The following is a 23,985-nucleotide window of genomic DNA, read 5'->3' as shown; positions in this document are numbered from 1 at the left end:
TCCGTGTGCTCAGGGCGTTTCAGGGCGTCAAGGTGTCAGGGCCGCCCAGTCGCCCGCCGGCACGGACTCCGTGCCGTCCGCGGCCAGGGTGGTCACCCAGTAGAAGGACGTGGTGCCGCGCGCGGCGCCGGCGTCGTGGTACGCGCCGACGTCGCTGCCGAGGTCGGCGATCTTCTCGTACGTCCCGGTGGCGGGGTTCCAGCGGTGGACGCGGAAGCCGGTTGTCTCCTGGGAGGCGGAGCTCCAGTTCCAGTCGAGGTCGATCCCCGCGCCGCCCTCCGTCGCGGACGCGTCCAGTTCCAGCGGGGAGCCCTCCGGAGTGGTGACGCTCGGCGTCACGTCGAGTTCCGTCTCCACCACGATGTCGGCCTCGCCGGTCGACCTCCAGGTGGAGAGCCAGTTGTCGTCGTACGCGTCGACGAGGAAACAGGCCTCTTCACCGTCGGGCAGGGTCGCGTACTCGTACGACGTGGTGGCGGCGGACAGCCACGCCACCTCGTGGACGGAGCAGACCTTCTCCTCGTCGCCCAGGAGCCGGCCCCGGTAGACGAGGTACCGCCCGAGGTCGGGCGCCGGGTTCGGGTCCCAGGTCAGCGAGAAGCCGTACCGGGTCGGCGTGACCGTCAGCCCGGTCACCGCGGGGGGCGCGGTGCTGTCCGGGCGGGTGGCCCTGAGGGCGGCGGAGCGGGCGGACTCGTTGCCCGCCGCGTCCAGGGCGGTCACCCGGTAGGTGTACGTGCTCTCCTCCACCGCCGAGGTGTCCAGGTACGAGGCCTTGGCGGTGTCCCCGATCCTGGTGTACGAACTGCTCCCGTCCGGCGCCCGGTACACGCGGTACGACATCGCTCCCGCGACCGCGGTCCACTCGACCGGGATTCCGCCCACCGAGAGGGAGGTCTCCAGCCCGGTGGGCACGGCGGGGGCGGTGCGGTCCGCGGTGGTGACGGGCTTGTCGGCGGTCCCGGCGGACTCGTTGCCGGCCGCGTCGATCGCGCGGAGCTCGTAGTAGTACGTGTCCTCACCGGTCACCGGGAGGCTGCTGTCGGTGTACGAGGTGGAGGCGGTCGTGGCGAGCGGTGTGCTGCCGAACGAGGCGCCCTTCAGGCGCCGGTAGACCCGGTAGCCCGTGAGGTCCATCTCCTTGTTCTTCGACCAGGTGAGCTTCGCCTTGCCGGTCGCGGAGGCGTACGTCACCGACGTGCCCGTCGGGGCGAGTGGCTTGACCTTGTCGACGGTGGCCGAAGTCCGGGGTGTGTACGTGAACTTGACCTTGGCGGTGCCGGTCCAGTTGGCGTAGTCGATCCGCAGGGCGTGCTTGCCCTTGGGGATCGTCACGTTGGCCGTCTTGCTCACGGTCTTGGAGGTGTTCTTCCACAGGTCGACCTTGCGGACGCCGTCGACGTACACCCGTATTCCGTCGAGCCCGGAGGCGGCGAGGGCGAAGGGCCCGCCGGAGCCGAAGTCCCGGGTGACACTCCAGCGGACGCCGAAGGTGTCCTTCGGGAGGCCGGAGGCGGGGGCGCCGGTCCAGGTCTGGTCGATCGCGTTGTCGCAGTCCGTCTTCTTCGCGGTGCCCGAGAAGGAGGTGTTCGCGAAGAACTGGCGCTTGAAGACGGGCGAGGTGCAACTGGCCGCCGCGGAGGCGGAACTCGTCGCGCCGGCGAGCAGGCCGCCCGCGACGGAGAGGGCGACGGCGGCGGCCGTCGCGTGTCTGGCTGGGTTCATTCGGTCCTCTGTCGGATCGGCACGGCAGGGGGTGGCCGCTGATGATCACGACTCGTGGGGAAAGGAGTTGGTTGTGCTGATCTTTGCCTTCTCATGAACTCCCGTTGAGTGGAGGGTCCGTAAAGAGCGTTTGGATGGGGTTCCGCAGCGTCTCCACATACCAAACGGAACGTGGCGTTGCCATCTCGTTAAGTAGTTCCGCTTGACGCCGGTGGTCGTGGCCGCGTTGGCTTTTCAGTCACCTGGGTTGCAATGCTGCACCCACGTCCGCACGGCACCAGAAGTGAGCTCCCAATGCGTCGTATCGCCATATCCGTGGCCGCGTCCTCGCTGGCCCTCCCCCTGGCCGCCTGTGGCGTGCTCAACTCGTCGGGGAGCAGCACGGACGCGACTCCGGCGAAGGGCAACGACGTCACGGTGGGGGTGCTCATGCCGGAGAAGACGAACACGCGGTACGCGGAGTTCGACTTCCCGATCATGAAGGCGAAGATCCAGGAACTCACCGCGAACAAGGGCAAGGCCGAGTACGAGAACGCCGGTGGCGTCGCGGCCACGCAGGACAAGCAGATGCAGAAGATGATCGACGAGAAGGTCGACATCATCGTGCTCGACGCCGTCGACTCGCACGCCATCCGGACCATGGTGACGAAGGCCAAGACCGCGGGCATCCCGGTCATCGCCTACGACCGGCTGGCCGAGGGCCCGATCGACGCGTACGTCTCCTTCGACGGCGAACTGGTCGGCGAGGTGCAGGGCCGCTCCCTGGTCGAGGCGCTGGGTAGCAACGTGGACACCTCCGACAAGATCGTGATGATCAACGGCTCGCCGACCGACCCCAACGCCGCGGTGTTCAAGGGCGGGGCGCTGTCCGAGTTGCAGGGCAAGGTGACGATCGCCGAGAGCTACAACACCAAGGCCTGGGACCCGGTCGTGGCCCAGCAGGAGATGACCGAGGCGATCAACAAGCTCGGCAAGAACAACATCGCCGCGGTGTACTCCGCCAACGACGCGATGGCCGGCGGCATCATCAAGGCCCTGAAGAACGCGGGCCTGACGAAGATCCCGCCCGTCACCGGCCAGGACGCCGAACTCACCGCCGTGCAGCGGATCGTCACCGGCGAGCAGTACATGAGCGTCTACAAGCCGTACCCCGACCTCGCCGAGGCCGCCGCGAAGATCGCGGTCGCCAAGGTCCAGGGCAGGGACATCGAGTTCGACGCCCTCACCCGTGACACGGTCGACAGCCCCACGAACAAGAAGATCCCCTCGCAGCTGGTGTCCGTGGTCGCGCTGACCCAGGACAACATCAAGTCGACGGTGGTCGCGGACGGGATCTACAAGATCTCCGACATCTGCACGGCCGACTACAAGTCGGCGTGCGAGGCGCACGGGCTGAAGTAGGTCGGCTTCGGCCGGGCGCCTCGACGGCGTCCGGGACGCCGTCGCTGCCCGCGTACGCGACTCCGGCCGCGGGTACCTCGCCGGATGTCAGCCGCGGGACTTGAGGTGCCGCAGCAGGGCGGCGAGGCCCTCGGGGGCGGCGGTGAGGGTGACGTCCGGGGTGTCGCTCTCGCGGAGGCGGATCGTTTTGTCGGGGGCGGGGGCGACGTAGAGGCAGTTCTGGTCGGGGGCGCCGCTGAACGAGGACTTCTGCCAGTGGAGTTCGGACACGCGGGCCTCCTAGAGCGTGTAGAGCAAGTGCTGGATGAGGGACAGTGAGTCCTTCACCGAGTGTGCTTCGGGGGCCAACGATACGTCGACAGGATCAAGGGCGTTGTCGGCGAGCCGGGCGAACAACGAGCTGTACTCGTCCAGTTGGTGCGGCTCACGCAGGTAGTCGGTGCCAGTCGCGCGGTCGAGGACCACAGTGCCGAGCTGTGGCGTGCGGGGGACGGCATGGACGAAGTTTCCGCTGAGGGCCGCGTACGCCTGTGCGCTGAACGGATAGATCTGGATGGTCACGTGGGGGAAGCGGGCCAACTCGATGAGCCGCACCAGTTGTTCACGTACGACCTGGACGCTGCCGAACCTCATGTGCAGCGCCGCTTCGTGGATCACGGCATGGATGGCGGGCGAGTTCCTGCCGGTCAGGATGCTCTGCCGTTCCATGCGGAACTTCACGGCTTCGTCGATGTGCTCGAAACCCAGCTCCGGGCTGTTGAAGATGGCCCGTGCGTAGTCGGCGGTCTGGAAGATCCCGGGGATGAACAGGGACTCGTGCATCCGTAGTGCCACGGCTTGGGCTTCTAGTTCGGCGAGGTTGAGGCCGCCGGAGCCCAGGTGCTTCTTGTACGCGCTCCACCAGCCCTTGCCTGTTGCCTCGGACAGGGACACCAGCGCGTCAACGTAGGGCTTGTCTGTGCAACCGTATGTGTGGCACAGCTCCAAGAGCCGCTCGGTCAGGATGGACGTGCGGCCCAGTTCGATGTGACTGAGTTGGGCGCGACTCATGTCGATCCGCTGGGCGGCTTCAGCTGCGTTCAACCCTGCTTGTTCGCGCAGTTGTTTGAGTTCGAAGCCGAGGCGGCGCTGTCGTTCGCTGATGGTGGTGCGTAGTCCCACGGTGACTCCTTGCTGGCTCGCTCAAAGTCTGCACTGTGCCGGGTGGGTGGTCCACCAAATCAAGAGAACGGGTTGAGATGTATAACCTCTTGCCTCTACCGTGAGTGCGGGATCGGTAACGCATCGAAACCGCTCGGTCCCCCCTGCCCGCAAGCCGACAGAGCACCCGCGCCCCGCGGGCGACGCCATCGCCGGGCTCGGACCCCTCACAGACAGGAGTCGTCCCCATGGACCCGGCCCGCCGCGCACCCCACCGCCCCGCCCAACTCACCCACGACTACAGCCTTTTCGCCCCGGCCGACGCCACCGCACCCCGCGTCTGCCGGGACTTCGTCCGCGCTGTCCTCTTCACCCACGACCGCGAACCCCTCGTCATGCCGGCGGCCCTGTGCACCTCGGAACTCGTCACCAACGTCCACCTGCACACGAAGGGTTCCGCGATGATCCGCCTCCGGCTGGGTCCGGCCCGGCTCCGGGTCAGCGTCTTCGACGAGAGTCCGGACCCGCCGGTGGTCGCGCAGCCCACCGCCGGAGTGATCGCCTGCTGGGGGCGGGGGCTCACCCTCGTCGCGGAGATGGCGGACACGTGGGGCGTCGCCGACGGGAGGGCGGGGCGGTTCGCGAAGGGGGTGTGGTTCGAGCTGGGTGGGAGCGGTGGATCGTTCCGCTTTCGGTCGGACGGGTGAAGCGGGTTTATCAGAACTCCCCGAGGGCTACCGCGCCGAGACCATCGAGGGAGTCATCGAGGTGTCGCCCACCGGCCGCCTTCCGCATGCCCGGGTTGTCAACCGTCTGCGTAGCGCCTCCCCCGGGAAGAGCGACCAGGACCGTGACCGCATCCGCAGGCGCCGCGAGTACGCCCGCGCCGGCATCCCCATGTACGTCCTCATCGACGACTACGACGGCCAGGGCGCCGTAACCCTCTTCACCCCCCCGCCCCGACAAGGCCGACTGGGAGGACATTCACCGCGTCCCCTACGGCACCGAGGTCGAGACCCCGGACGGCCCCGCCAAGGGCTTCGTGACCGGTGAGGCGATCACCGGCCCGAAGCGGGGCTGAGACAGGGCGCGACCCCGGTACGACCCTGGGGCTATGCCACCCGCGTGAACTCCACCGTCACCTCCGGCGGCCCGCCCGCCACCCCCCGGTAGATCCCCTTGTGCGGGGTCACGTCGTCGTAGTCGCGCCCCCGGCCCACCACCACATGGGACTCGTCGGGCCGGGTCCGGTTGGTGGGGTCGTAGCCGCACCAGTCGCCCGCCCAGTACTCGATCCAGGCATGGCTCTGGCCGGCCACCGGGCGGTGCAGCTCCGCCTCGCTCTCCGGGTGCAGGTAGCCGGAGACGTAGCGCGTGGGCAGACCGAGCCCCCGCAGCAGCGCGATGGTCACATGGGCGATGTCCTGGCAGACGCCGGCGCCCTGTTCCCAGGCCTCGGCGGCGGAGGTGTTCACGCCGGTGACACCGGGGAGGTACGCCACCCGGTCGGCGACGAGCGCGGCGACCGCGATCGCCGTCCCGTGCGGATCGAGTCCTACGGCCGCCTTGCGCGCCTTCTTCAGCAGCTTCGGCGGGACCGTCGTACGGACCGTGGGGCCGATGAACTCCAACAGGCGTGAGTTCGTGGTCCGTTCGGTCACCTCCTGCCAGGTGGGGGAGGGGCCGAGGAGGTCCGGCGGGGACGTCTCGACCAGGCTCGACGCGGTGATCGTGAGGTCGGCGTGCGGGTCCATCAGGTCGAAGCCGGTGACCTGGGTGCCCCAGTAGTCCCAGTAGGACCAGGTGGGTGTCGTGGGGTTCACCGTGACGCGCGCGTCCAGCGTCGTCTGGCCGGGGAGTGTCAGCGGTGTCATCCGCACCTCGTTGTGGGAGGACACCGCCGCCTGGGCGTACGACACGCGGGTGGTGTGGCGGATGCGAAGCCTACGGGTCATCTCAGGCTCCTTCCTGGGCCCACTCGACGGGGCCCTGGTACGGGAAGAACAACTCCGCTACCGCCTCCGCCGAGTCCATGCAGGCGTGCTGCAAGTCCTTGAGGAGGGCGGGCAGTTGCTCTTCCAAGGCGTGCGAGTCCAGGTATTCGAGACGGGTGCGGAGGCGGCCGATGGGGCGGCGGGCCGGGTCCTGCCGCTGCCGCCCGAGCGCGGTGAGGCACTCCTCGGCCGTCGTCAGCGCGTGCAGCGCCGAACGCGGGAAGTCCCTGTCCAGCAACAGGAATTCGGCCACGCGCGGGGTGTCGCCGAAACCGCCGTACACCCGCGCGTACGCCTCGTCGGCGCCCGAAGCGCTCAGCAGCGTCGGCCAGTCGGGCGCGTGCGCCGCGTCCAACACCCGTACCGACAGCAGCCGTACGGTCATGTCCACCCGCTCAAGGCTCCTGCCGAGGACGACGAAACGCCAGCTGTCGTCGCGGCTCATCGTGGAGTCGGCGAGGCCGAAGAACAACGCGGCGCGTCTGCGCACGAGTTCGAGATAGGCGTAGGGGCCCGTACGGCGGGCCGCGAGGCGTTGGTCGGCCAGGGCGTGCCAGGTGGAGTTGAGGCACTCCCACATCTCCGAGGAGACGGCCTCCCGGGCACTGCGGGCGTTGAGGCGGGCGGCGCCGAGCGCGCCCTCGATGGAACACGTCGAGCGGGCGTCGAAGGCGAGCTGGTCCAACACCTGCTGCATGTCCACGCGTTGACCGCCCGCGTCGACCCCGAGGATCGCGTACAGCGACCGGCACGCCACGTCCTCGTCGCGCCAGGGGTCCTCCAGCAGGCGGTGCAGATAGGCGTCGAGGATGCGCCCGGTGTTGTCGGCGCGCTCGACATAACGGCCCGTCCACGTCAGGGCCTCGGCTATCCGGGAGAGGATCACGTCGTTCACTGCTGCTGCGCCCCTTCCTGTACGACCATGGGGTTGCCGTCGGGGCCGAGTTGACGGGGTGCCACCTCGGGCAGTCCGCCGTCCAGAGGCATCTGCTCCGGTTGCTCGGCGGGGCCCTCCGCGAGCACCCAGGTGTCCTTGGAGCCGCCGCCCTGGCTGGAGTTGACGATCAGGTTGCCCTCCTGGAGGGCGACGCGGGTGAGGCCGCCGGGCAGCACCCAGACGTCGCTGCCGTCGTTCACGGCGAACGGGCGCAGGTCGATGTGGCGCGGTGCCATGCGTTCGCCCGCGAGGGTGGGGGAGGTGGACAGGGCGACCGGGCGTTGCGCGATCCAGCCGCGCGGGTCGGCGGCCACGGCTTTGCGAGTGCGTTCGAGGGTCTTCGCGTCGGCCTTGGGTCCGATGACGATGCCCATGCCGCCGGCGCCGTCGACGGGCTTCACGACCAGCTGGTCGATCTGGTCGAGGACCGCCTCCAACTGCCCTGGTTCGTCGGGTCGGTAGGACTCCACGTTGGGGAGGATCGGTTCCTCGGAGAGGTAGTAGCGGATGAGGTCGGGGACGTAGGTGTAGAGGAGTTTGTCGTCGGCGATCCCGTTGCCGACCGAGTTCGCGAGTGTGACGTTCCCGGCCTGGGCGGCGTTCATGATGCCCGGGCAGCCGATCACCGAGTCGGGGCGGAAGTGCAGCGGGTCGAGGAAGTCGTCGTCGAGCCGCCGGTATACGACATGGACGGGCACCTCGCCGCGCGTGGTCCGCATCCACACCCGGTTGTTGCGGCAGGTGAGGTCGTGCCCCACCACCAGTTGCACGCCCATCAGCCGGGCGAGCAGGGCGTGTTCGAAGTAGGCGGCGTTCCCCGGTCCCGGGGTGAGGACCACGACCCGGGGATCCTGGGTGCCCGTGGGCGCGGCGGCCCGCAGAGCGGCCAGCAGTCGCCCCGCGTACCCGTCGACGGGGACCACGTGCTGCTCGGCGAAGAGCGAGGGGAAGATCCGCGTCATGGCTCTGCGGTTCTCGATGACGTACGAAACCCCGCTCGGGACGCGGACGTTGTCCTCAAGGACCCGGAAGTCGCCCGCCTCGTCGCGTACGAGGTCGATGCCGGCGACGTGGATGCGGACCCCGCCCGGTGGCTCGACCCCCTGCGCGGCCCGATGGAAGTGGGCCGAGTTGAGGAGCAGCCGCCAGGGCACGACACCGTCCTCGAAGGCACGGCAGTGCGCGTAGGCGTCGGAGAGATAGGCCTCCAGGGCCCGTACCCGTTGCGCCACCCCGCGCTGGATGAGATCCCACTCCAGCGCGTCGATGATCCTCGGCACCAGGTCCAGTGGCCAGGGCCGTTCCTCGCCCGCGAAGGCGTAGGTCACGCCGCGGTCGGTGAACGCGCGGGCCATCTGGTCCGCGCGGAAGCGCAGTTCACTCGGCTCGATGGGCTGGAGTGCCGCCAGTACCGGCTCGTAGGCGGTTCTGACCTCACCCGGCCGCACAAACATCTCGTCCCACGCATCGGCCAATGCGTATGCGTCAAATATGTCCGCCATGAGGGGACGTTAAGTGCGATACGTAACACGGTGATCTCTGAGTGATTTCCGGCAGCTCACGCGGAAAGTGATACGAGGAGAGACTCGGAGTTACTGGCCGGTCACCCCCCAGCTTGTTGCAAGGCGAGGTACGGAGGCCGGGAGATAGCGGTCGATATCGGAGGTTTTCGGGGGCTGTTCTAGGGGGAGCCGTGTTGCGGAGCAGGACCTGTCCGCGCATAGTTGCGCTGCAAAGAGCCGGGAACCGGGGGTGGGATGGGCGATGGCCGGGCACGCGACGGACGAGCATCCACACGGTGCTGACCGACTCTGCGACGCCGGGGACCGCGTGTACTCCCGGGCCGTACGGCGGGGCCGCGTACCGCGCACGGACGCCGAACCGGTGCCGTGCCTGCTGGAGCTGGCCCTCCTCCACCCGGACCCCGACGACATGGACTGGCTGGTCCCGACCGCCCCGCAGGAGGTCATGACCCGGCTGCTGCGCGGGGTCTACGACGAGGTCAGCGAGAGCCACCGGCGGGTGGGTTCGGCGGTCGCCGCCTTCGAGTGGTACGCCGGTCTCGGCCGCCGTATCCAGGCGTCCGCGATGGCGTCGGCGTCGCTGGAGGGCGGTGCCGCGATCCGCGTCCTGGACGGGCTCTCCCGGATCCAGGCCGCGATGGACGACGCGACGGAGGCCTGCACCCGCGAGGTCCTCACCGTCCAGCCGGGCGGCATCCGCCGCGAGCCGGAACTCACGGAGGGCCTGCACCGGGCACTCACCCTGCGCTCACGCGGGGTACGGATGCGCGACCTGTACACCCACGTCGCCCGGCACGGCCAAGGCCTGCTGAACTACCTGGAGTTGATGGGCGACGCGGTGGAGGCGAGGACGCTCGACGAGGTCGTCGACCGCCTGATCCTCTTCGACCGCACGGTCGCCTTCATCCCCGCCAACGCCGACCACACGATGGCCCTGGAGCTGCGCCACCCCGCGCTGATCGAGTACTTCGTCACGGTCTTCGACCGCCTGTGGCGCCTCGCGATCCCGGTCGCGGCCGCCCTGCCGGACACCGGCATCGAGGGCATCTCCCACCGCGAACAGTCCATCGCCGCCCTGCTCGCGGACGGCCACCAGGACGCGGTGATCGCGGAACGGCTCGGCATAAGCGTGCGGACGTGCCGCGCCCACATCGCCCGCCTGTCGGAGACCCTGGGCGCGGCGAGCCGTACCCAACTGGGCGTCCGCATAGCCCAGGTCGGCCTGGACGGCGCCTCGTCCCGCCTGCCGGACGTCCCCGTGCAGCTCACCCCGGCGGATCGAGAATCCCCGACTGCCCGATGAGATAGCCGAGTTGGGCCCGGCTCTCGCTGCCGAGGGTGGCGGCGGGCGCGACGGGGCGCAGCCGGCCGGGGGCGTTCCCGGGCTCGGGGTCCAGCAGGCCGAGACCGACCAGGCACGGTGCCTCGTCGGTGTCGTCGGTACTCACCCGTCCGACGCGCAGGGCTCGGACATACAGGGTCAGGCCCGCCCCGCACAGGTCGTCCGCTCCGTGCGTGTGCGCCTCCGTCACGGTGTGCCGTCTCCTCCCGGTGCGGGGTCGTCCTTGTTCAGGATCCCCGACTGGGCTATGAGAAAGCCGAGCTGGGCGCGGCTGCCGCTGCCGAGGGCCGTGGCGAGCTTGGCGATGTGGGCCCGGCAGGTCCGCACGTTCATGCCCAGCCGGCGGGCGATGGCCTCGTCGACGTGGCCCTCGATGAGGAGCTTGGCGATGGAGTGCTGGATGTCGGTGATGCCGTCGGGAGCGGTTTCGTAGGGGGCGCCGGCGCTCAGCGGGACCGCGCGGCTCCACATGAACTCGAAGACCTTGATCAGGTAGCTCACGAGACCGGGGTGACGCAGTTCCAGGGCGACCTGGCGGTCGTCCCGGATGGGGATGAAGGCGACGGTCTCGTCGCAGATGATGAGGCGCTCGACCAGTTCGTCGATGGTGCGGTACTCCACCTTGCCGTCGGTGAAGTTGTCCACCCACGCGAGCCGCTCGGGGCTGTACCTGGCCGTGTGCTGGTAGAGGGTCCGGATGCGCACCCCGCGCTCGATCAGCGGCCTGTCGCGCTCCAGCGCCTCGACGAGCCGGCGTTCCGGGTGACGGTGGCTCGGCTGCACCGCGAGCACCTCGTTCTGGCACTGCGCCGTCGCCAGGTCGAGCGCCGCGTTGATGCGGTCGAGTCCCTCCAGTACGGAGATCGAGTGAGTGGACTCCGTCACCTGGGCGCTCAGCGCCATAAACGGCTCGAAGACGTCGGCCATGTCGATGGACAGCCGTCGGCGGTCCGTTATCTCGCGTTCGATCGGATTGAGCCGCTGAGCCAGGGCGACCGCCGGGGGAACCGGGCACAGCCAGTTCGCGTCGTCCGGATCCGGGTGGAGCAGGGCGAACTCCATCAAACACGGGGCAGGCTCCACGTCTGCGCGTGCGATACGTCCCGTGCGGAGTGCGTTCGCGTAAAGACGACCTCCTTCCTCACACAACTCCGTCACAGCGTGGGGATGTGTCGCTTTGGTCCGATTCATTGTCAAATCTCCACCCCCCAGGGTCCTGAACATGCAGGAACATGATGCACCGATCGTGTGGCCATGACGTGCCCGAATGAGCCATCGTCTTACTCGACGGGGGAAGAGGGGACCTTCAAGTGAGGACGAAGCCGACTATGCGTAAGAGAATGCTTCGCTCGGTGCTTGTCGCCGCCTTCTCCGCCGTTGTGGCCTTCGGAACGCTGAGTGGCCTCTCTGGTGCGAAGAGTGAGGTGCGACAGGACACCGCTTGGTCACTCGCGGCCGACACCGCGACCGTGACCGCGGGCGACACTTCTGTGACAGCAGATGACACTGCGTGGAGTTGACGTGACCACCCCACCCGACGACCGCAGTTTCCGCCGCGAAATGGCCACGGCCTACCGGTCCGGCTGGCACTTCATCGATCTGGCCACCGCCATCCCCCACAGCGGTGACTCGCTCATGGTGACCGTGTTCGGTGAGCCGGTCGTCGTGACGCGGGACGAGGACGAGGACGTACGGGCGTACCGGTGTCTGCGGCGGCCTCGGGGGGCGCCGCAGCCAGTGCGATGTGCCATCCGGTACGGAATGATCTTTGTGAATCTTGACCAACGAGACCACCGGCTGGTGGAACCGGATGCCCCCGACATCCAGACCATCTCAGCCACCCCCCGCAGTGCCTGACGCGATTCCCCCGTCGTAACAAGATCGCTCAGGTGCTTCCCCCCGCAGCGGCGTCACCGTGACCTGAACACGGTGACGCCGCTGCAGTTTGTGCGAAATCTCCGGGTATCGGCCGATCCCGGGTGGCTGAAAATCGGCGCTTCAGCTTTTCCCCGCCGCCTTCGCCACGGCCTTCCCCATCGCCCGCGTCAGCTCGATCTCGATCACCACCCGGGACGGGTTCGGCGACGGCGCCCGCTCGTAACGCTCCGCGTACCGGCGCTCCGCCTCGGCGACCCGCTCGCGTTCGACGCGTACGAAGGCCCGGCCCTCCAGCGTCGCCCAGCGCCGCCCGTCCACCTGGCACACGGCGACCCGTGCCCCCTCGGGGCCGGCGGCCAGGATGTTCGCCACCTTCCTGCTCGACTTGTTCGCGATGACCCGAGCAAGGCGTGCCTCCGGGTCGTATGTCACTCCGACAGGGACGACGTGCGGGCTGCCGTCCGCGCGCGGGGTCGTGAGCGTGCACAGGTGCCGTTCCCGCCAGAAGCCGAGGTACGACGGGTCGGGATCGCCCGGGTCCACCGGATATGCGGCCATGGTCCCGGAACTTAGTCCCTCGATCCTCCCCGCCACTGCCTTGAGTGGAATAGACTCAACTTTGTGCACGTTGACCGTGTCATTCTGTGTACGAAGGTCGTAGGAGGAGGAGTACGCGAACGTGGACGCCGAGCTGACCAACAGGAGCCGGGACGCGATCAACGCGGCCAGCAACCGTGCCGTGACCGGGGGGCACGCCGATCTGACCCCGGCGCATCTGCTGCTCTCGCTGCTGGAAGGGCAGGACAACGAGAACATCACCGACCTGCTGGCCGCCGTCGACGCCGACCAGGCCGCCGTACGGTCGGGTGCCGAGCGGGTGCTCGGTTCGCTGCCCAGCGTGACCGGGTCGACCGTCGCGCCGCCGCAGCCCAGCCGCGAGCTGCTGGCCGTGATCGCGGACGCCGGCCAGCGCGCGAAGGAGCTCGGCGACGACTACCTCTCGACCGAGCACCTGCTGATCGGTATCGCCGCGAAGGGCGGCGCGGCCGGGGACGTACTCTCCCAGCAGGGGGCCGGCGCGAAGAAGCTGCTGGACGCGTTCCAGAAGAGCAGGGGAGGGCGCCGGGTGACCACACCCGACCCCGAGGGGCAGTACAAGGCGCTGGAGAAGTTCGGTACGGACTTCACGGCCGCCGCGCGCGAGGGCAAGCTCGACCCCGTCATCGGGCGGGACCAGGAGATCCGGCGGGTCGTCCAGGTGCTGTCCCGCCGCACGAAGAACAACCCCGTCCTCATCGGCGAGCCCGGCGTCGGCAAGACCGCCGTCGTCGAGGGGCTGGCCCAGCGGATCATCAAGGGGGACGTGCCGGAGTCCCTCAAAAACAAGCGGCTGGTCGCGCTGGACCTGGGTGCGATGGTCGCGGGGGCGAAGTACCGGGGCGAGTTCGAGGAGCGGCTGAAGACCGTCCTCGCCGAGATCAAGGACTCCGACGGCCAGATCATCACCTTCATCGACGAGCTGCACACCGTCGTGGGCGCGGGCGCCGGGGGCGACTCCGCGATGGACGCCGGCAACATGCTGAAGCCGATGCTCGCCCGCGGCGAACTCCGCATGGTCGGCGCGACGACCCTCGACGAGTACCGCGAACGCATCGAGAAGGACCCGGCGTTGGAGCGCCGCTTCCAGCAGGTGCTGGTCGCGGAGCCGAGCGTCGAGGACACGATCGCGATCCTGCGCGGCCTGAAGGGACGCTACGAGGCGCACCACAAGGTCGTCATCGCGGACAGCGCGCTGGTCGCCGCCGCCACCCTCTCCGACCGCTACATCACCTCCCGCTTCCTCCCCGACAAGGCCATCGACCTCGTCGACGAGGCGGCCTCCCGCCTCCGCATGGAGATCGACTCGTCCCCTGTGGAGATCGACGAACTCCAGCGCGTCGTCGACCGGTTGAAGATGGAGGAGCTGGCGCTCGACAAGGAGACGGACGCCGCCTCGATCCAGCGCCTGGAGAAGCTGCGCCGCGACCTCGCCGACCGCGAGGAGGAGCTGCGCGGCCTCAACGCCCGCTGGGAGAAGGAGAAGCAGTCCCTCAACCGGGTCGGCGAGCTGAAGGAGAAGCTCGACGAACTCCGCGGCCAGGCCGAACGCGCCCAGCGCGACGGCGACTTCGACACCGCGTCCAAGCTGCTCTACGGCGAGATCCCTTCCCTGGAACGGGACTTGGAGGAAGCCTCCGAGGCGGAGGAAGAAGCCTCCAAGGACACGATGGTGAAGGAGGAGGTCGGCCCCGACGACATCGCGGACGTCGTCGGCTCCTGGACCGGCATCCCCGCGGGCCGCCTCCTGGAGGGCGAGACGCAGAAACTCCTGCGCATGGAGGAGGAGTTGGGCCGCCGCCTCATCGGCCAGCGAGAGGCCGTACAGGCGGTCTCCGACGCCGTACGACGCACCCGCGCGGGCATCGCGGACCCGGACCGCCCCACCGGCTCGTTCCTGTTCCTGGGCCCGACGGGCGTGGGTAAGACCGAACTGGCCAAGGCCCTGGCCGACTTCCTCTTCGACGACGAGCGGGCCATGGTCCGCATCGACATGTCGGAGTACGGCGAGAAGCACAGCGTGGCCCGACTGGTCGGCGCCCCGCCCGGATACGTCGGCTACGAGGAGGGCGGGCAGCTCACCGAGGCGGTGCGCAGGCGCCCGTACTCGGTGATCCTCCTCGACGAGGTCGAGAAGGCGCACCCGGAGGTCTTCGACGTCCTGCTCCAGGTGCTGGACGACGGGCGGTTGACGGACGGTCAGGGCCGCACGGTCGACTTCCGGAACACCATCCTGATCCTCACCTCGAACCTGGGCAGCAACTTCCTGATCGACCAGACAACGGGCGAGGACGAGAAGAAGGACCAGGTGCTTCAGGTGGTCCGGGCGTCCTTCAAGCCGGAGTTCCTGAACCGGCTGGACGACATGGTGGTCTTCTCCGCCCTGAACCGGGAGGAGCTCGGCCGCATCGCCGCCCTCCAGATCGGCCGCCTCGCCAAGCGCCTCGCGGAACGCCGCCTCACCCTGGAGATCAGCGACGAGGCCCTGACCTGGCTCGCGGACAACGGCAACGACCCGGCGTACGGCGCGCGACCGCTCCGCCGCCTCGTCCAGACCGCGATCGGCGACCGGCTCGCCAAGGAGATCCTGGCGGGGGAGGTCAAGGACGGGGACACGGTGCGGGTGGACGCGTTTGGGGACGGTCTGATCGTGGGGCCGGCCACCGGGAAGACGTTGTGACGCCCGGTGTTCAGGTCGTGACGTCCGGCGCTCAGTAGGTACTCGCGTCGAAGGTGACGAGGGCGGTGTCCCCGGCGGACCCGCCCTCGTAGCGCACGCTCACCGTCACGTCGTAGGCGCCGGCCGTGTGCGGGTCGCGGACGGTGCGGACGCACGGCTCGCCGTCGTCCTCGCAGGAGATGCCCACACCGTCCGGGAACGACGCGGTCAGCCAGCCCTGTACGGCCGCGCGCGGTATGCGGAAGGTGCCGTCGTGGGCCTGGCCTCCCCAGGTGTACGAGGTGCAGTGCGCGTCCCGGGTGTCCTCGGGCAGCGTGGCGCCGGCGAAGTCCATGGCCTCGGCGCAGCCGGCCTTGCCGACGGTGTCGGGAGGGTCGTCACCGGAGGAGGCGTGGAGCGTCGCCTGGACGAACGACCAGCCCGCCCACACCACGAAGACCAGGCAGATCCACCACAACCCCCACAGCGGCCACCGCGTCCCCCTCCGCATGGGCATGACCGTATCCGGTCAGCCCGTGGCGGACAGGTCCGTCAGGGGTTGCCACCCCCCTCCCCGGATGGGGGAGGATGGCGGAATCCGTACGAAGGGAAATACACGGTGAGCATCGACCCGTCCTCGATTCCGAACTTCGGGGGCCAGCCCGAGCCGAACCCCCAAGGACCGGCGGGCCCCGTCGTCCCGGATCAGGACCTCGTGAAGCAGCTCCTCGACCAGATGGAGCTGAAGTATGTCGTCGACGACGAGGGTGACCTCGCGGCGCCGTGGGAGCAGTTCCGTACGTACTTCATGTTCCGCGGTGAGGACGACCAGCTGGTCTTCTCGGTGCGGACGTTCTACGACCGCCCGCACGACATCGACGTCAAGCCGCAGCTGCTGGAGTCGATCGACGACTGGAACCGCCGCACCCTGTGGCCCAAGGTCTACACCCACACCCATGACGACGGCACCGTCCGTCTCATCGGTGAGGCGCAGATGCTGATCGGCACCGGCGTCGACCTGAACCACTTCGTGTCCTCGACGGTCAGCTGGGTGCGCGCGGCGATCGAGTTCGACCGCTGGCTCGTCGAGCAGCTCGGCCTCACCGAGGAGGTCGACGAGGCCGTCGAGAAGCCTGAGGACGACGAGGAGTAGTTCTCGTCAGTACCGCTCAGTCCCGCATGACGTAGGGCCGACGCCCGTCCACAGCCTGTGGACGGGCGTCGGTCGTCATGCCGCTCCGTCTCAGCCGGCCAGCTTCTTCAGCCGTCCGACCGCTTCCTCCAGCACTCCCACCCGCTTGCAGAACGCGAACCGCACGAAGGGCGCGCCCTCCTCCCGGTGGTCGTAGAAGACCGCGTTCGGGATGGCGACGACACCGGCCGGCTCCGGCAGTGAGCTCGGTCCTTGGGTCCTGTCAGCCTTCGTAGCGGTAGCGGCACTGCGCGATGAGGACGCCGTCCTCGGTGGCCTTGTAGACCAGTCGGTGCTCGTCGTTGATGCGGCGCGACCAGTAACCCTGGAATCCGTGCTTGAGCGGTTCCGGTTTGCCGATTCCCTCGTTGCCGTTCCGGGTGATGTCCGCGATGAGCGTGTTGATGCGCTTCACGATCTTCCGGTCCTGAAGCTGCCACCACAGGTAGTCCTCCCAGGCACGGGAAGAGAAGGTGATCTTCAACTCGCGGCCCCTACTCGTCGGTCGCCAGCTCGCGCACGGTGCCGCCGCCGTTTTCCAGCTCGTCGATGGACGTGAGCAGGCGCCGGGCGTTGGCCGGACTGCGCAGCAGGTATGCCGTCTCCTTCAGGGACTCGTAGTCCTCAAGGGAGACGATGACGACCGGCTCATGTCCGGCCCGGGTGATGACGACCTCTTCGCGGTCGTCGGTGACGGAGTTGAGCACCTCGGCGTACCGCGCGCGCGACTCGGAATACGTCATGGTCTTCACGATCGAACCTCCTTCGACGTACAGGAAATTGTACGTCGATGCCTTCAGTCCGGGCAAGCGTCGGAACGGCGGACGACGGTCAGTGTGCGAATGCCTTGCGGAGCCGTTCCGTCGCGTCCGCCAGTACCTCGGTCCGCTTGCAGAACGCGAACCGCACGAAGGGCGCGCCCTCCTCCCGGTGGTCGTAGAAGACCGCGTTCGGGATGGCGACGACACCGGCCAGCTCCGGCAGCGCGCGGCAGAAGGCGAAGCCGTCGCCGTTTTTGGACAGCTCCGTGCCGAGGGGGCGGATGTCGGTCGTGACGAAGTACGTGCCCGCCGGGCGGAAGACCTCGAAGCCCGCCTCCGTCAGGCCCGTCGCCAGGACGTCCCGCTTGGCCAGCATGTCCGTGCGGAAGGCGTCGAAGTACGAGTCGGGGAGGGAGAGGGCCTCCGCCACCGCGTACTGGAACGGGCCCGACGCCACGTACGTCAGGAACTGCTTCGCCGAGCGCACGGCGGTGACCAGTGGTGCCGCGGCGGTCACCCACCCGACCTTCCACCCCGTGAACGAGAACGTCTTGCCCGCCGAGCCGATCGACACCGTCCGCTCCCGCATCCCCGGGAAGGTGACGAGCGGGATGTGCTCGGCGGCGTCGAAGACCAGGTGCTCGTACACCTCGTCGGTGATCACCAACAGATCGCGTTCTACGGCGAGTTCGGCGATGGCGGCGAGTTCCTCGCGGGTGAGGACGGTGCCGGTCGGGTTGTGCGGGGTGTTGATCAGGAGGAGGCGGGTGCGGTCGGTGACGGCGGCGCGCAGCTCGTCCAGGTCGAGGCGGAAGCTGCCTTCGGAGGGGCGCAGGGTGACCGGTACGCGGGTGCCGCCCGCCATCGCGATGCAGGCCGCGTAGGAGTCGTAGTACGGCTCGAAGGCGATGACCTCGTCGCCGGGTTCCACCAGGGCCAGGAGCGCCGCGGCGATCGCCTCCGTCGCGCCCGCCGTGACCAGGACCTCGGCGTCGGGGTCGTAGGAGAGGCCGTAGCGGCGCTGCTGGTGGGCGGCGATCGCGGTGCGGAGTTCGGGGACGCCGGGGCCCGGCGGGTACTGGTTGCCGCGTCCGTCGCGCAGGGCGCGGACCGCCGCCTCGCGGATCTCCTCGGGGCCGTCCGTGTCGGGGAAACCCTGGCCGAGGTTGATCGAACCGGTCTTCAGGGCCAGGGCGGACATCTCGGCGAAGATCGTCGTCCCGAACTCGGCGAGCCGGCGGTTGAGGAGGGGGCGTGCGGTGGAGGTCATGCCCGTCATCCTGCGCCCAAGCTCTGGAGTTCCTCAACTCTGCTTTGGCAGGTGAGACGGCCGGGCATCCCTGTGTCACGCACCACACGAGGCGCCCACGGGGGGCCGCTTCGGGGGAATCGGAAGGAGGGTGACGCCATGTTCAGCATCCTCGGTGGAGGCATGTTCTTCTTCGTCATCCTGGCGGTCGTCGCGGCCGCCTTCATCACGGCGATCGTCCGCGCAGGGCGCAAGGACAAGCTCAGCAAGGGATCGGGCCGTCGGGCCGGGTCCTACGGCGGTAGCGCCGCCGGTACGAGCAGCAGCTGGTGGGCGGGGGACGGGGGTTCGTCGTCCTCGGGCGGCCACTCCGGAGGGCATCACGGGGGCCACCACTCCTGCGGTGGCGGCGGGCACTCGTCCTGCGGGGGCGGGTCGTCGTGCGGCGGGGGATCGTCCTGCGGGGGCGGCTGCGGCGGCGGCAACTGAGCCGGGCGCGGTGACCGACCGGGCCGGACGCGGTGACCCGGTGGCCTGGTGAGCCGGACGCGGTGACAGCTGACACGGGGCAGCTGAGCGCCGTCGACGGGGATGGGACGGGGGTCGGGGCGCCCGTCGGGAGACCGCTCCCGGCGGGCGCTCCGGCGCGCGCCTGACACGCCTGGGCGTACGCCTTGGTTGAACAGTTGAGCTGTGCAGCCCCCTGAGGGATGGAAACCCCACGAAGTTGGGTAAAAACGCTGTGGTGGCGCCACCGCTCATGATTCCCTCTAACACACCGACGCAGCCCCAACGCAGCCCCTCGGGCGCCTGCGGACACCTTCTCCTGACTGGGCCGACCGGGCCGATGCCCGGTGTCGGCCGGGGTGTGCCGGACCCCACACCTCCCCTTTCTTTGCGTGCTAGCGGAGCCGATCCATGCTCACGACCCTGAAGACCTCCTACACCGATACGCGCGCGGCCGACCTCGCCTGGACCCTGGGGCGCGAGCCGCTTCCCGCCCTGGCCACGCTCGATCTCGAACTGGCCGGTGCGAAGCTCCAGTTGAGACTGCTCGGCGCGTCCCACCAGGTACTCCTGGACGAGGAGCGGGGCTGCTGTTCGGAGACGGTCGCGTGCATCCCGGGTTCCAGCACACCGCTGCCGCTCGGGGTGGCCAAGCGGGTCGGCGACTGGGAGTACGAGTTCGCGGCCCGGGTCGAGGTGCTGTCCCCGGGGCAGTTCGCGGGCCGCGCCCAGGAACTGCTGGCCCTCGTCGCCGACCATCCCAACGGCCTGGCCGGGGTCTTCCCCGGCAGCCCGCACGCCTTCACCGCGATGCTCGCCCAGCGGCACGAGGGGCAGGTGCACTGGCGCACCTGGCACGCGTATCCGCAGGACGGGCAGCTGGTGGCGACCCGGACGCGGGTGGGGGTGCGGGTGCCGGTGGGGCACGCGGTGCCCTCCCCTGCGTGAGTTGTACGGCCGACACCGACCCCGGTCGCCGTAAACACATTCCACACGTGTGGGTGACGAAGCGTGCCCGTCATGTGACGTAACGTCGCAGCGTGATCGAACCGCACGCGCCGGCCCGGCCGGGTACCCAGCCACCGTGGGCAGGCCCCGCGCGGCTGCCCGTACGGCCGGGCACGGGCCGGTTCCTGGTGCTCGCGGGTGTCTTCGTCTGCGCGGCCTGCGGACTCGTGTACGAACTCGAACTCGTCGCCCTCGCCTCGTACTTGATCGGCGACTCGGTCACCCAGGCGTCCGTCGTCCTCTCCGTGATGGTGTTCGCGATGGGCATCGGCTCGCTCGGCGCGAAACGGCTGCGCTGGCACGCGGCGGCGGGTTTCGGCGCGGTCGAGGCGGCCCTCGCGCTGATCGGCGGGTGCAGCGCGATGGCGTTGTACGCGGTCTTCGCCTGGACCGGGAACTGGGGCGGCCTGTGGGCGCAGGGCCCGCGCTGTCTCCTGGTCGCCTTCTCGCTCGCCATCGGGCTGCTGATCGGCGCGGAGGTCCCGTTGCTGATGGAGCTGATCCAGCGGATCCGCCGCCAGGACGCGGGGGGTGCGGTGGCCGACCTGTTCGCGGCGGACTACGTCGGCGCGCTGGTCGGCGGCCTGGCGTTCCCCTTCCTGCTCCTGCCCTTCCTGGGCCAGCTGACCGGCACCCTGCTCACCGGCACGGTCAACGTGGTCGCCGGCGGCTGCCTGGTCCTGGGCCTGTTCCGCCGCGACCTCTCCCGCCGGGGCCGCTGGCTCCTGGTCATCACCAACCTCACCGTCCTCGGCCTGCTCGCCTCCGCCGCCGTACTGGTCGACGACTTCGAACGGGCCGCGCGGCACGCGGTCTACGGAAAGGACGTGCGGGTCGCGCTCCAGACCGACGTCCAGGAGGTCGTCCTCACCGGCGGCGACCACGGCCGCCCCCTCGACCTCTTCCTCGACGGCCGCCTCAGGGTCAGCGGCCGCGACGAGAACCGCTATCACCAGGCGCTCGTCGCCCCCGCGATGAACGGCCCCCACGCGCGCGTGCTCGTCCTCGGCGGCGGAGACGGCCTCGCGGCGCGGGAAGTGCTGCGCCACCGGGGCGTGCGCCGCGTCGACATCGTCGAACTCGACGCGGGCGTCGTCCGGTTGGCCCGCCACGACAGCGCCCTGTCCGCCCTCAACGGTCATGTCTACGACGACCCGCGCGTCCACGTGACCACGGGTGACCCCTTCGACCGGCTGCGCGCGGTGCGCCCGGGGTCGTACGACGTGGTGATCGCGGACCTCCCGGACCCCGGCATCACCGCCAGCACGAAGCTGTACTCCCAGGAGTTCTACGGCCTCGCGCGCCGCGCCCTCACGGAGCGGGGGCGGCTGGTCGTGCACGCGGGTCCCGTCTCCTCCCGGCGCCATGTCTTCTGGACGGTGGTCTCGACGGTTCGCGCGGCCGGGCTCCACCCCGTCCCGTACCGGGTGGGCGGCCGTGCCTCGGGGTTCGCGGCGGGGCCGGACCGTACGACGGGCACGTCCCGGGCGCCGCGCGACTGGGGGTTCGTGCTGGCGACCCGGGGGGTGGCGCCGGTGGAGCCGGGACCGGGGCTGGCGAGCGAGGAACGGGCGGCGGAGCGGACGCGGGTGCCGGGGCTGGCGGCTTCCACGTTGGTGCATCCGCGGTACTGAAGTCCTGTGTGCGGGAGGGACGCCCGCTTTTCGGCGCGGGTCGGCGTCATCCGACGCCCGCGTCAACACGCCGGCACTTCCGGGCAACGGCAGGTGTACCCCCGGTCAACCTAGGTAGGCTCGGCAAGCATGGAGCATGAGGTGTACGTTCCGGTTCCCGCCGAGCGACTGTGGGCCGCGTTCGCGGACCCCGCCCGGGTCGCCCGCGCCGTCCCCGGCTTCCAGCAGGACGCCGGTACCGAACCCGTCGCCGGACGCCTGAAGGTCCGCGTCGGCGGCCACTCCATCACCTACCGGGGTTCCGCGCGCGTCTCCGCGCAGGACGACGGTACGTACGCCGTGGAGGGCGACGCGACCGAGGCCCGCGGCACCGGTTCCGTGAAACTCGCGCTCACGTTGCGCGTCCGCGAGTCCGACGGCGGCTGCACCCTCGTCTTCGACGGTACGGCGACGGCGGACGGCCGGATCACCGAACTGGCGCCGGACGCGGTGCGGGCGGCGGCGACCAGGCTGCTGGACCGGTTCGCGGACAACCTGGGGGCGGAAGCGGAAGGGGAGACGGATGGGGTGGCGGAGGGGGAGGCGGAGGAATCGGGTCCGGCCGAACTCGCCGACCCCACCGCCGTGTTGGAGCCACTGGAGGCCGAGGTCCCGCCTCCGCCCACGGGCCCACTGGCCGACGAGCCCGATGAGATCGACGACAACGACAACGACGGCATCGACGACGGCATCGATGACATCGACGAGCCCGTGGCCGGCATCGGTGGCCTGGACGAGCCCGAACCGCACGTCTCCGAGACCTTCGCCGACACCCCCGAACCCCCCGCCGAAGCCGCGCACGCGCGCCGCACGATGATCGGGCGCAGCGCGGAGGAGGTCGACCACGCACCCCCGCGCGGCCGTTACGCCCCCGTCCCCGCCCCGCAGACCGTGGCGGCGAACGCCACCCTCCGCTGGGCCGCTCCGGCCGCGGCGGTGCTCGTGGCCTCGGCGATCGTGGTCAACAGGGTGTTGCGCAAACGCCGTTGACGGTTCGCCGTTCGCCCTCTTGATCGGACCGTCGATCCGCCCAGTAGGGTCGTGCCGTGAGTAACGAAGAGATCACGCTGACCGCGGGTGACGCGGAAGTGACGGTGCAGCCGGGCAACGGCGGCCGTATCGGAGGGCTCCGCGTCGGCGGCACCGAACTCCTGCGCCAGGGCGAGCGGTTCGGGTGCTTCCCGATGGTCCCCTGGTGCGGCCGGACCCGCGACGGCCGCTTCCTCGACGGCGGCACCCTCCGCCAGATGCCGCTCAACTCCCCGCCGCACGCCATCCACGGCACCGTCCGCGACGGCGCCTGGCGCACCGCCCGCAGGTCGGCCGACGAGGCGGTCATCACGTACGACCTGGTCGAGCCCTGGCCCCACCCGGGCCGCGTCACCCAGGTCGTCGCGCTGACCGGGGACGCCCTGACGCTCACGATGGCGGTGGAGGCGTACGACGACTCGTTCCCGGCGCAGATCGGCTGGCACCCGTGGTTCCACCGCAACCTCGGCGGCGAGGACGTGACCGTCGACTTCAGCCCCGCCTGGCAGGAGGAGCGCGGCGACGACCACCTCCCCACCGGCAAGCGCATCGACGTGCGGCCGAGCCCCTGGGACGACTGCTTCGGCATGCCCGGCGGCGTCGACGTCACGCTGACCTGGCCGGGGCAGCTGGAGCTGAAGGTGACGAGCCCGGAGGAATGGGTCGTCGTCTACGACGAGCAGGAGGCCGCCGTGTGCGTGGAACCGCAGACCGGCCCGCCGAACGGCCTGAACACCCTGCCCCGGCTGGTCACCCCGATCGAGCCGCTGGAAGCCACGATGACCTGGGCGTGGACCCGCCTCTAAGCTGGGCGGCATGACGGACGTACGCGGCGTGGTGCTGCAGCAGATCAAGGACAAGGCCGTGGTGCACGGCAAGGTGACCCTGTCGTCGGGGCTGGAGGCCGATTACTACATCGACCTCCGCCGCGTCACCCTCGACGGCGAGGCCGCCCCGCTCGTCGGGCAGGTGCTGCTGGACCTGACCGCCGACCTCGACTTCGACGCGGTCGGCGGGCTGACCATGGGCGCCGACCCGGTCGCCACGTCGATGCTGCACGCCGCCGCCGCGCGTGGGCGGAAGCTGGACGCCTTCGTCGTGCGCAAGGCCGCGAAGGCGCACGGCATGCAGCGTCAGGTGGAGGGCCCCGAGATCAAGGGCCGCCGCGTCCTGGTCGTCGAGGACACCTCCACGACCGGCGACTCCCCGCTCACCGCGGTCGAGGCCGTGCGCGCGGCCGGTGCGGAGGTTGTCGGCGTCGCGACGATCGTGGACCGGGCTACCGGCGCCGCCGAGAAGATCGAGGCCGGTGCGGGAGTGCCGTATCTCTTCGCCTACTCCAAGGACGAACTGGGCCTGGACTGACCGCC

Annotated in this window: 25 protein-coding genes and 1 pseudogene; 12 read left to right on the top strand and 14 right to left on the bottom strand. The window is 69.7% G+C overall.

Annotated features, from left to right (window positions below; genetic code table 11):
- Positions 1–27: 27 nt before the first annotated feature.
- Positions 28–1,725, bottom strand: coding sequence for a PA14 domain-containing protein (locus tag OG194_RS21945; RefSeq protein ID WP_327402521.1), 1,698 nt, complete (start codon positions 1,723–1,725; stop codon positions 28–30).
- Between the two features lie 294 nt (positions 1,726–2,019).
- On the opposite strand from OG194_RS21945, the gene OG194_RS21940 reads away from it, so the two are divergent.
- Positions 2,020–3,126 carry a sugar ABC transporter substrate-binding protein gene (locus tag OG194_RS21940; protein WP_327402520.1) on the top strand — a complete coding sequence of 369 codons (1,107 nt, stop codon included), beginning with the start codon at positions 2,020–2,022 and terminating at the stop codon, positions 3,124–3,126.
- Between the two features lie 87 nt (positions 3,127–3,213).
- Here OG194_RS21940 and OG194_RS21935 read toward each other — a convergent pair whose 3' ends face one another.
- Together OG194_RS21935 and OG194_RS21930 are read right to left on the bottom strand one after the other, a co-directional pair.
- On the bottom strand, positions 3,214–3,396 hold the full coding sequence (locus OG194_RS21935; protein WP_327402519.1) for a DUF397 domain-containing protein: 183 nt from the start codon (positions 3,394–3,396) through the stop codon (positions 3,214–3,216).
- A gap of 9 nt (positions 3,397–3,405) precedes the next feature.
- A complete protein-coding gene (locus OG194_RS21930) occupies positions 3,406–4,287 on the bottom strand; it encodes a helix-turn-helix domain-containing protein (protein ID WP_327402518.1) in 882 nt (293 codons plus the stop codon).
- Between the two features lie 227 nt (positions 4,288–4,514).
- Between OG194_RS21930 and OG194_RS21925 the strand changes: the two genes are divergently transcribed.
- Positions 4,515–4,973, top strand: coding sequence for an ATP-binding protein (locus OG194_RS21925; protein WP_327402517.1), 459 nt, complete (start codon positions 4,515–4,517; stop codon positions 4,971–4,973).
- Positions 4,974–5,378: 405 nt separating this feature from the next.
- Here the strand turns inward: OG194_RS21925 and OG194_RS21920 are convergent, their stop codons facing one another.
- The 3 genes from OG194_RS21920 to OG194_RS21910 are packed head-to-tail and all read right to left on the bottom strand — an operon-like array spanning position 5,379 to position 8,699.
- Entirely contained in the window at positions 5,379–6,221 is an 843-nt protein-coding gene (locus OG194_RS21920; protein WP_327402516.1) for a transglutaminase family protein, read from the bottom strand.
- A 1-nt stretch (position 6,222) separates the two neighbouring features.
- Positions 6,223–7,155, bottom strand: a complete 933-nt coding sequence (locus OG194_RS21915) for an alpha-E domain-containing protein (protein ID WP_019063003.1) — start codon at positions 7,153–7,155, stop codon at positions 6,223–6,225.
- Positions 7,152–8,699 (bottom strand): circularly permuted type 2 ATP-grasp protein, encoded by a 1,548-nt coding sequence (locus OG194_RS21910; protein WP_327402515.1) that lies wholly within the window; start codon positions 8,697–8,699, stop codon positions 7,152–7,154. Before OG194_RS21910 ends, OG194_RS21915 begins: the two co-directional genes overlap by 4 nt.
- Before the next feature lie 262 nt (positions 8,700–8,961).
- Between OG194_RS21910 and OG194_RS21905 the strand changes: the two genes are divergently transcribed.
- On the top strand, positions 8,962–10,023 hold the full coding sequence (locus OG194_RS21905) for a helix-turn-helix transcriptional regulator (protein ID WP_327402514.1): 1,062 nt from the start codon (positions 8,962–8,964) through the stop codon (positions 10,021–10,023).
- Here OG194_RS21905 and OG194_RS21900 read toward each other — a convergent pair.
- Both OG194_RS21900 and OG194_RS21895 read right to left on the bottom strand, forming a co-directional pair.
- Positions 9,986–10,252 carry a hypothetical protein gene (locus tag OG194_RS21900; RefSeq protein ID WP_327402513.1) on the bottom strand — a complete coding sequence of 89 codons (267 nt, stop codon included), beginning with the start codon at positions 10,250–10,252 and terminating at the stop codon, positions 9,986–9,988. The genes OG194_RS21905 and OG194_RS21900 overlap by 38 nt on opposite strands.
- The gene (locus OG194_RS21895) at positions 10,249–11,253 is read right to left on the bottom strand and encodes a helix-turn-helix transcriptional regulator (RefSeq protein ID WP_327402512.1); all 1,005 of its coding nucleotides are present in this window, start codon (positions 11,251–11,253) and stop codon (positions 10,249–10,251) included. Before OG194_RS21895 ends, OG194_RS21900 begins: the two co-directional genes overlap by 4 nt.
- A gap of 369 nt (positions 11,254–11,622) precedes the next feature.
- On the opposite strand from OG194_RS21895, the gene OG194_RS21885 reads away from it, so the two are divergent.
- A complete protein-coding gene (locus OG194_RS21885; protein WP_327407160.1) occupies positions 11,623–11,919 on the top strand; it encodes a (2Fe-2S)-binding protein in 297 nt (98 codons plus the stop codon).
- Between the two features lie 141 nt (positions 11,920–12,060).
- On the opposite strand, the gene OG194_RS21880 is transcribed toward OG194_RS21885, so the two are convergent.
- Entirely contained in the window at positions 12,061–12,498 is a 438-nt protein-coding gene (locus tag OG194_RS21880; protein WP_327402511.1) for a pyridoxamine 5'-phosphate oxidase family protein, read from the bottom strand.
- A 121-nt stretch (positions 12,499–12,619) separates the two neighbouring features.
- Here OG194_RS21880 and clpB point away from each other — a divergent pair, with 121 nt between their 5' ends.
- A complete protein-coding gene (gene clpB / locus OG194_RS21875) occupies positions 12,620–15,217 on the top strand; it encodes an ATP-dependent chaperone ClpB (protein WP_327402510.1) in 2,598 nt (865 codons plus the stop codon).
- A 31-nt stretch (positions 15,218–15,248) separates the two neighbouring features.
- On the opposite strand, the gene OG194_RS21870 is transcribed toward clpB, so the two are convergent.
- Positions 15,249–15,707, bottom strand: a complete 459-nt coding sequence (locus OG194_RS21870) for a hypothetical protein (protein WP_327402509.1) — start codon at positions 15,705–15,707, stop codon at positions 15,249–15,251.
- Positions 15,708–15,815: 108 nt separating this feature from the next.
- Between OG194_RS21870 and OG194_RS21865 the strand changes: the two genes are divergently transcribed.
- The gene (locus OG194_RS21865) at positions 15,816–16,349 is read left to right on the top strand and encodes a YbjN domain-containing protein (protein ID WP_033284794.1); all 534 of its coding nucleotides are present in this window, start codon (positions 15,816–15,818) and stop codon (positions 16,347–16,349) included.
- A gap of 90 nt (positions 16,350–16,439) precedes the next feature.
- Here the strand turns inward: OG194_RS21865 and OG194_RS21860 are convergent.
- From OG194_RS21860 to OG194_RS21845, 4 genes and pseudogenes are all read right to left on the bottom strand, one after another.
- Positions 16,440–16,592: pseudogene (locus OG194_RS21860) on the bottom strand (aminotransferase); the annotation flags it as partial.
- A gap of 19 nt (positions 16,593–16,611) precedes the next feature.
- Positions 16,612–16,872 (bottom strand): Txe/YoeB family addiction module toxin, encoded by a 261-nt coding sequence (locus tag OG194_RS21855; RefSeq protein WP_327402508.1) that lies wholly within the window; start codon positions 16,870–16,872, stop codon positions 16,612–16,614.
- 10 nt (positions 16,873–16,882) lie between these two features.
- Positions 16,883–17,140: a type II toxin-antitoxin system Phd/YefM family antitoxin gene (locus OG194_RS21850; protein ID WP_327402507.1), complete on the bottom strand. Its 258-nt coding sequence runs from the start codon at positions 17,138–17,140 to the stop codon at positions 16,883–16,885.
- Positions 17,141–17,219: 79 nt separating this feature from the next.
- Positions 17,220–18,428, bottom strand: a complete 1,209-nt coding sequence (locus tag OG194_RS21845) for a pyridoxal phosphate-dependent aminotransferase (RefSeq protein WP_327402506.1) — start codon at positions 18,426–18,428, stop codon at positions 17,220–17,222.
- Positions 18,429–18,557: 129 nt separating this feature from the next.
- Here OG194_RS21845 and OG194_RS21840 point away from each other — a divergent pair, with 129 nt between their 5' ends.
- The 6 genes from OG194_RS21840 (at position 18,558) to pyrE (ending at position 23,980) form a co-directional block, all read left to right on the top strand.
- The gene (locus OG194_RS21840; protein WP_327402505.1) at positions 18,558–18,887 is read left to right on the top strand and encodes a hypothetical protein; all 330 of its coding nucleotides are present in this window, start codon (positions 18,558–18,560) and stop codon (positions 18,885–18,887) included.
- 429 nt (positions 18,888–19,316) lie between these two features.
- Positions 19,317–19,853, top strand: a complete 537-nt coding sequence (locus tag OG194_RS21835) for a DUF2617 family protein (protein WP_327402504.1) — start codon at positions 19,317–19,319, stop codon at positions 19,851–19,853.
- A gap of 92 nt (positions 19,854–19,945) precedes the next feature.
- Positions 19,946–21,547: a polyamine aminopropyltransferase gene (locus OG194_RS21830; RefSeq protein ID WP_327402503.1), complete on the top strand. Its 1,602-nt coding sequence runs from the start codon at positions 19,946–19,948 to the stop codon at positions 21,545–21,547.
- 129 nt (positions 21,548–21,676) lie between these two features.
- Positions 21,677–22,576 (top strand): SRPBCC family protein, encoded by a 900-nt coding sequence (locus OG194_RS21825; protein WP_327402502.1) that lies wholly within the window; start codon positions 21,677–21,679, stop codon positions 22,574–22,576.
- Positions 22,577–22,632: 56 nt separating this feature from the next.
- On the top strand, positions 22,633–23,421 hold the full coding sequence (locus OG194_RS21820; protein WP_327402501.1) for an aldose epimerase family protein: 789 nt from the start codon (positions 22,633–22,635) through the stop codon (positions 23,419–23,421).
- Between the two features lie 10 nt (positions 23,422–23,431).
- Positions 23,432–23,980: an orotate phosphoribosyltransferase gene (pyrE, locus tag OG194_RS21815; RefSeq protein WP_327402500.1), complete on the top strand. Its 549-nt coding sequence runs from the start codon at positions 23,432–23,434 to the stop codon at positions 23,978–23,980.
- The last annotated feature ends 5 nt before the right edge of the window (positions 23,981–23,985 follow it).

The sequence above is a fragment of the Streptomyces sp. NBC_01288 genome (assembly GCF_035982055.1).
In the GTDB taxonomy this organism is placed as follows: Bacteria; Actinomycetota; Actinomycetes; order Streptomycetales; family Streptomycetaceae; genus Streptomyces.
The sequence above is the reverse complement of the archived record's forward strand: the minus strand, read 5'-3'. Positions and strand labels throughout refer to the sequence as shown.